The sequence below is a fragment of the Enterobacter sp. PTB genome, assembly GCF_051130085.1.
In the GTDB taxonomy this organism is placed as follows: Bacteria; Pseudomonadota; Gammaproteobacteria; order Enterobacterales; family Enterobacteriaceae; genus Enterobacter; species Enterobacter ludwigii.
This window is the reverse complement of record NZ_JBDKEE010000171.1, coordinates 1-267: the sequence shown is the minus strand read 5'-3', so window position 1 is coordinate 267 and position 267 is coordinate 1. Positions and strand designations below refer to the sequence as shown.

The window sequence follows — 267 nt, the reverse complement described above, 5'->3', positions numbered from 1 at the left end:
GCGCTACGAAAAAATCACCTGGACCTACAAGGACGGCAACATCATTCATTCCGATTCCTGGAACGAACGCGCCACCGCGTAACACACCGGCAGACGGGGTTATCCCTGTCTGCTTTTTTTTTTGCAAAGCGCCTGTCCGCGCGGACGCTCTGCAAAAAACTACAACACAAAAATCTGACCTGATGCGCTTACAGGCTCCTGAACACCAGGACACAGCGAGGGGCGGTAGCGTGCCTGACGGTCACCGACACTGAGAAAAATAACATG

General features: G+C 53.2%; 1 pseudogene. It reads left to right on the top strand.

What is annotated here, in order from left to right:
• Nucleotides 1-82: pseudogene (locus tag AAIR21_RS28125) on the top strand (type VI secretion system tube protein Hcp); the annotation flags it as partial.
• Between the last annotated feature and the right edge of the window lie 185 nt (nt 83-267).